Annotated in this window: 6 protein-coding genes and 1 tRNA gene; 5 read left to right on the forward strand and 2 right to left on the reverse strand. The window is 52.6% G+C overall.

Features of this window, described 5'->3' with window-relative positions:
• On the reverse strand, positions 1-663 hold a 663-nt coding region (locus HKN79_01840; GenBank protein NNC82292.1), incomplete at its 3' end, for an acetyl-CoA C-acetyltransferase.
• Positions 664-713: 50 nt separating this feature from the next.
• On the opposite strand from HKN79_01840, the gene HKN79_01845 reads away from it, so the two are divergent.
• A complete protein-coding gene (locus HKN79_01845) occupies positions 714-1,229 on the forward strand; it encodes a hypothetical protein (protein NNC82293.1) in 516 nt (171 codons plus the stop codon).
• A gap of 229 nt (positions 1,230-1,458) precedes the next feature.
• Here HKN79_01845 and HKN79_01850 read toward each other — a convergent pair.
• A tRNA-Ser gene (locus HKN79_01850) sits at positions 1,459-1,545 on the reverse strand.
• A gap of 109 nt (positions 1,546-1,654) precedes the next feature.
• Between HKN79_01850 and HKN79_01855 the strand changes: the two genes are divergently transcribed.
• The 4 genes from HKN79_01855 to HKN79_01870 form a co-directional block, all read left to right on the forward strand.
• Positions 1,655-4,159, forward strand: a complete 2,505-nt coding sequence (locus HKN79_01855; protein ID NNC82294.1) for a hypothetical protein — start codon at positions 1,655-1,657, stop codon at positions 4,157-4,159.
• Between the two features lie 17 nt (positions 4,160-4,176).
• Positions 4,177-4,815: a rhomboid family intramembrane serine protease gene (locus HKN79_01860; protein NNC82295.1), complete on the forward strand. Its 639-nt coding sequence runs from the start codon at positions 4,177-4,179 to the stop codon at positions 4,813-4,815.
• Positions 4,812-5,303: an HAD family hydrolase gene (locus tag HKN79_01865; GenBank protein NNC82296.1), complete on the forward strand. Its 492-nt coding sequence runs from the start codon at positions 4,812-4,814 to the stop codon at positions 5,301-5,303. The genes HKN79_01860 and HKN79_01865 overlap by 4 nt, the downstream gene beginning before the upstream one ends.
• Positions 5,300-5,562 (forward strand): aminotransferase class IV (locus HKN79_01870; protein ID NNC82297.1); only part of this gene is annotated, 263 nt, incomplete at its 3' end. The genes HKN79_01865 and HKN79_01870, both read left to right, overlap by 4 nt.

The raw sequence follows: 5,562 nt of genomic DNA on the forward strand, positions 1-5,562 counted from the left end.
TGCTTTGTACTCCTCATCTTCTGAGACCACTACCGGCTCACCTCTGCGTTGAGGCACGTCTACAGGGATCACCTCATCATTGAATCGTCCTTCGCTCCAGGCTTCGGCTGCTCTGCGATACGATTCCAGAGCGAATTCATCCTGCTCCTCACGGCTGATATTGTGTTCGGTCGCGCACTTATCGGCACATACGCCCATGTGTACTTTGTTGTACACATCGGTAAGGCCGTCCTTGACCATGCCGTCCACAGCTTTGATATCACCGAGCTTGACTGCGTTACGCCCGTTGAGATAATGAGGCACCATGCTCATATTCTCCATTCCACCGGCCACTACGATATCGTTATCTCCACACTTGATGGTCTGTGCAGCCAAGCTGAGGGCCTTCATCCCAGATGCACATACCTTATTGACGGTGGTGCAGGGAACATCCTCAGGGATGCCTGCGAACATGGCCGCCTGTCGCGCTGGAGCCTGTCCCATTCCAGCGCTCATCACATTTCCCATGAAGACTTCTTGTACTTGATCGGGATCGACATTCGCCTTTTCCAGAGCGCCTTTGATGGCTGTGCTTCCAAGTTGGGGCGCTGGCACTGTGCTCAAGCTTCCGAGGAAACTTCCGATGGGGGTTCTGACTGCTGAGATGATATAAACGTCTTGCATGGTAAAGTGCTGTTGAAATGGACTGCGAATTTACTACATTGAATTCCCCTATGAGCCGTTCCCCAGTCCTTGATTTCTCCTTTGGGAGCCTCTTCCCGCCCAACATGCATATCCTAGGTATGGGAGCGATGCTCGGAGGGCTGATCAGTCTGATCTCAGAGGTCTTCTATGTAGGACCCATCTTCATTCTCGCTGGGGCCTATTTGTTCTTCGCCAAGAGCGGAGTCCAGGTGAGACCTAAGGAGAAGCAGTACCGGGAATACAGTCATTTCATATTCAGATCCGGCCGATGGAGATCCTATGCCGACTATTCAGACATGGCCTTGCTGAGAGGAAGAGAAGGCTTCAGGGCCTACAGCCGGGGAATGGTGGAGCTGTCTGACAGCGAGGGCGTATGGGACCTCTATCTTTTGAAGCCCGGACATCGCTCGAAATTGATTCTGAAACGATGTAGGACTATGGAAGAAGGACAGAAAGCAGGAGAGGAGCTGGCTGAGGAATTGGGTGTGAGATGGACCGTGTTCTCACCAATGGTCAGCAAAAAGACCCGAATGCGGAGGAGGTGAAAATCCCCTGACTCTGTCGAGCCACGTCTTCACTCGAACGAGTTTGGTTCGGTTTGAATGGGATTAGCTCCCTTCGGTCGCTTTTCCCGAATGGGGATCGTCAAAGCAATTTCAAGCCGGATTCGCTGCGCTCATGGGGCTTTTTTATTCCACCCCTTCACTCGAACGAGTTCGGTTCGGTGTGGAATAAAAAAGCCTGGATCATTGATCCAGGCTTTCAATTGCTTTGCGGTGAGAGGGGGATTCGAACCCCCGGTACGGTTTCCCGCACGCATGTTTAGCAAACATGTGGTTTCAGCCACTCACCCACCTCACCGATTCACATCGTTAAAAATGTGGGGCTGCAAATCTAAGAAGCTTTGATTTATTTCCTAGCCTTCACATCGGGTCATTCAGCATAACCCTACCTTTACGTTGTCTAAGTGATGATGTCCAAAAGCCAACTGATCATTCTCAGCCTCATGCTCTGCTCCTCTGCATGGGCGCAAACTCCTCCCAGCTGTTTCGAGATTGAGAGTATCTTGGTAGATGCCTGTGCGCTCGGGCAGAACTGCGATGATGCATCCGACCCTGCTTGCAATTGCGAAGGGAAGAACGAGATGTTCCGTTTCGTGGTGGGTGCCGATGACCTCAGCACGGCCGATATGACCATTGATTGGCCCAATGGTTTCAATGACTGGCAGGGTGTATGCCAGAACGCGACCACCGCTCAACATGTGGCCGATCTGAATGCGACCATCCAGAATTGCGGATATATCGTGGAGCACGAGAATGGAGTACTTCCGGCCGGTAGCGATGTGCTGGTGGTAACCAGTACGGATATGTGTGTGGCATCCAACTCCTTTGCCGGTCTGGCAGACACCTTGATCATCGTTTTCCAGTGTCCGGGCAACTACTTCGGGCATTTCGCTAATCAGAGCAACGGTTCCAATAATCTGCGCACCTTGGAGATGAACTTCGGTCAGGATTGCGAGGATGAGGTGACCTATGACCGTTCCCTGCTGGTGGATCAGTTCGGTACGAATACCCCGCAAGACGGAGCCACCGTGGATTTTACCTGGAACGGAGCAGCCAGCTACTACAACAACGGATGCAATGCCCCGGTAGAGCAGGCGATTTTCGATGCAGGTGCAGATGCCACCCTCTGTCCGGGTGAATCGATCGCTTTGAACGCTCAGGTCGATGGGCAGTATACCGACATTCTTTGGACAGGTGGCAATGGGGAATTCGCAGATCCTTCAAACACCGCTACCACATACACGCCATCGCCAGATGATCCGGCAGAATTCACACTTACCCTGATCGCTCAAGGCTGCAACGGACTGATCAGCGATGAGATACAGGTGCAGAATCTGAATCAGGCGCTCACCGGAATCACGGCCGATGGTCCCACGGCTATCTGTGATGGGCAAGAACTGACTCTGACAGCCCAGGGGAATGGCTTGTTCCAATGGTCCACCGGAGTTGTAGCACCCAGTATCACGGTCAGCGAGCCGGACACCTACTCGGTGACGGTCAACAACAGCTGTGGGACCTTCAGCGAGAGCATCGAGATCGAATCCATCGCTTCTCCTCAGGTGGACGTGTTGAATGATCTGGAAGAGACTTTCTGCCAGGGTGGGAGTATCCTTCTCCAAGCAACGGGCTCTGGTGGAGAGATCACATGGTCGACCAACGAGACAGGAGCCAGCATCACGGTGGATGAGGAAGGCTGGTACTATGCTTCTGTAGAGAATCAATGTGCCACGGTGAGCGATAGCAGCCAGCTCATCCTTATCCCGGAAGCAACGGTGACCATCGAACCTAGTGGTCCGATATCCCTCTGCGAAGGGGAGGAGTTCATACTCACCGCAGAAGGCGAAGGCATATTCACCTGGAGCTCAGGGGAACAAGGAGAGACGATAACGGTAGATGACTCAGGCTCTTACAGCGTACAGGCCGAAAATGCATGCGGCACGGATACCGATGGGGTCGAAGTGCTTTATGGTGGGAGCGCGCCAGTCGCCAGCATCGAGGCCTCTGATGTGATGCTCTGTCCGGGAGAGACCATCCAGCTGAGCGGGTCGGGAGGGGAGACCTATGCCTGGAACGGTGTTGCCAGCGGACCGGAACTGCAGGTAGATGCCCCCGGGGAATACACTCTCACAGCCATCAATGACTGCGGTGAGGATGAGACCTCACAGATCATCTCTTGGGATGAGATCCCAGCTGCTACTCTGGTCGATGGGCCGGATTTCGCCATATGCAACGGTCAGGAGGCTATAGTACAGGTGACAGGCAATGGGACCTTCACCTGGTCGGACGGAGCAGTGGCAGATACGCAGGTATTCACCCAAACGGGAAACTACTACGTGGTGGCCGAAGCGGCTTGTGGGACCGATACGGCCTTCTTCCATATCGTGACGGAGGAAATTACTGCTCAAGCATTTGCCGATCCCATTGCGGGTGAGGCCCCATTGACCGTTGATTTCATCGATGAGACGGCCAATAGTCTCACGAGCGAGTGGGTATTCGAGCAGGGACAGCTCAGCAATTCTTCTCAGACGAGTTATACTTTCTTGGACGAGGCCACCTATGAGGTCGTACTGACCGTGCATTCTGCGCTGGGTTGCGAGAGTCGTACTACAGTGAATATCGAAGTGGGAGCTTGTCCCTTCAGCCTGTTCGTACCCTCGGCCTTCACTCCCGATGGAGATGGTGTGAATGATCAGTTACGCACTGTGGGCAATTGCATCGATCGATTCGAATGGACCGTCTATGACCGCTGGGGCAGGCAGGTATTCTATACCACCGATCCGGATGCCCGATGGACCGGAGCCGACCGATCGGGCTATGCCGTGAGCGATGGGGAATATCCCTACTGGATACAGGTTATGGATAGCAACGGTGTGACCCACCGGGTGGAGGGGAGCATAGTCGTGATCAGATAAGTATATTGGTCCGCTGTATGGATCTTTCTCTCACTACCATCTTGGTCCTCGTCACAGCAGGGGTCTCCCTCATGGCCGAGCAACGCTATGATCTCAAGCGCAAGCTGCTCTTCAATGCCTATGATATCAAGCATAGTAATGAATGGTATCGCTGGATCACACATGGATTCGTACACGGAGGATTCCTTCACTTGGCGGTCAATATGTATGTCTTCTACATCTTCGGAGGCATCGTGGAGAATACCTTCGACCAGCTCTTTGCAGAGATGGGCCGTTTCTATTTCCTCACGCTCTATCTCTTCGGTATCGTGGCCTCCAGTATCTCGGCCTTCATGAAGCACAAAGACAATCCCGGGTATAACTCCTTAGGGGCCTCGGGGGCCGTGGCATCCATCATGTTCGTCTTCATCCTCTTCTATCCTACGAGTCCGCTCTACCTCTTCTTCATTCCTATAGGCATACCGGCCTTCCTGGTGGGGATCCTGTATCTCTGGTATGAGAGTTATATGAGCAAACGCGGAGGAACTATGATCGCCCATGACGCTCATTTCTGGGGGGCGGTCTTCGGGATCGCCTTCATCGCGGTGATGGTACCGGAGCAGTTCTCCTCCTTCTTCTCGCAGGTCATTGGATATCTCACATCATTCACCACATGAACAAAGCTGTATTTCTAGATAGGGATGGGGTCATCAATCGGGACCCGGGAGACTATACCAAGAACTGGAAGGAGTTCGAGTTCAACGATGGGGTCATAGAGGTGCTGCAGGAATTCCAGGAAGCGGGTTACCTGCTGCTCATCGTCACTAATCAAGGCGGTATCGCCAAAGGATTATACACCCAAGAAGACTTCGATGACCTCACTGAGAATATGCTTGAAGTGATGAATCGTAATAATCTGACTATAAGTGAAGTATATTTCTCCCCACATCATGAGGACTATAGCAGGAGTATCAGTCGGAAACCCGATAGTCTGCTCTTTGAGCGGGGGCTTTACAAGTACGATATCGACCCTCAGCGCTCCTTCATCATAGGCGATAAGGAAAGGGATATATTTGCGGGAGAGAAGGTCGGGCTACAGGGAATACTGATTCCCGTCAATGGCTCGCTTCACGAGATCAAGCATAGGATACTGAAAGCCGATTGAGCAAGGTCATCTACAACGGGGCGATGAAGAAAGCGGGGACAGGAGTTGTACCCACTACCAATCGTGCCTTCCTATTTGGAGATGGAGTATTCGAGTCCATACGTATCATCGATGGCAAGCCTTGTTTTCTGGATAATCATCTGAATCGATTGAAGATGGGCCTGGACGCCCTCTACATCGATATCCCCGAGGATTTCTCACTGGAGAAGTTGGAACAGGAGATACTCGAGGTCATCGAGGCCAATGGGATCGACCAAGG

It is taken from the genome of Flavobacteriales bacterium, from assembly GCA_013001705.1.
Lineage (GTDB): Bacteria > Bacteroidota > Bacteroidia > Flavobacteriales_D > JABDKJ01 > JABDLZ01.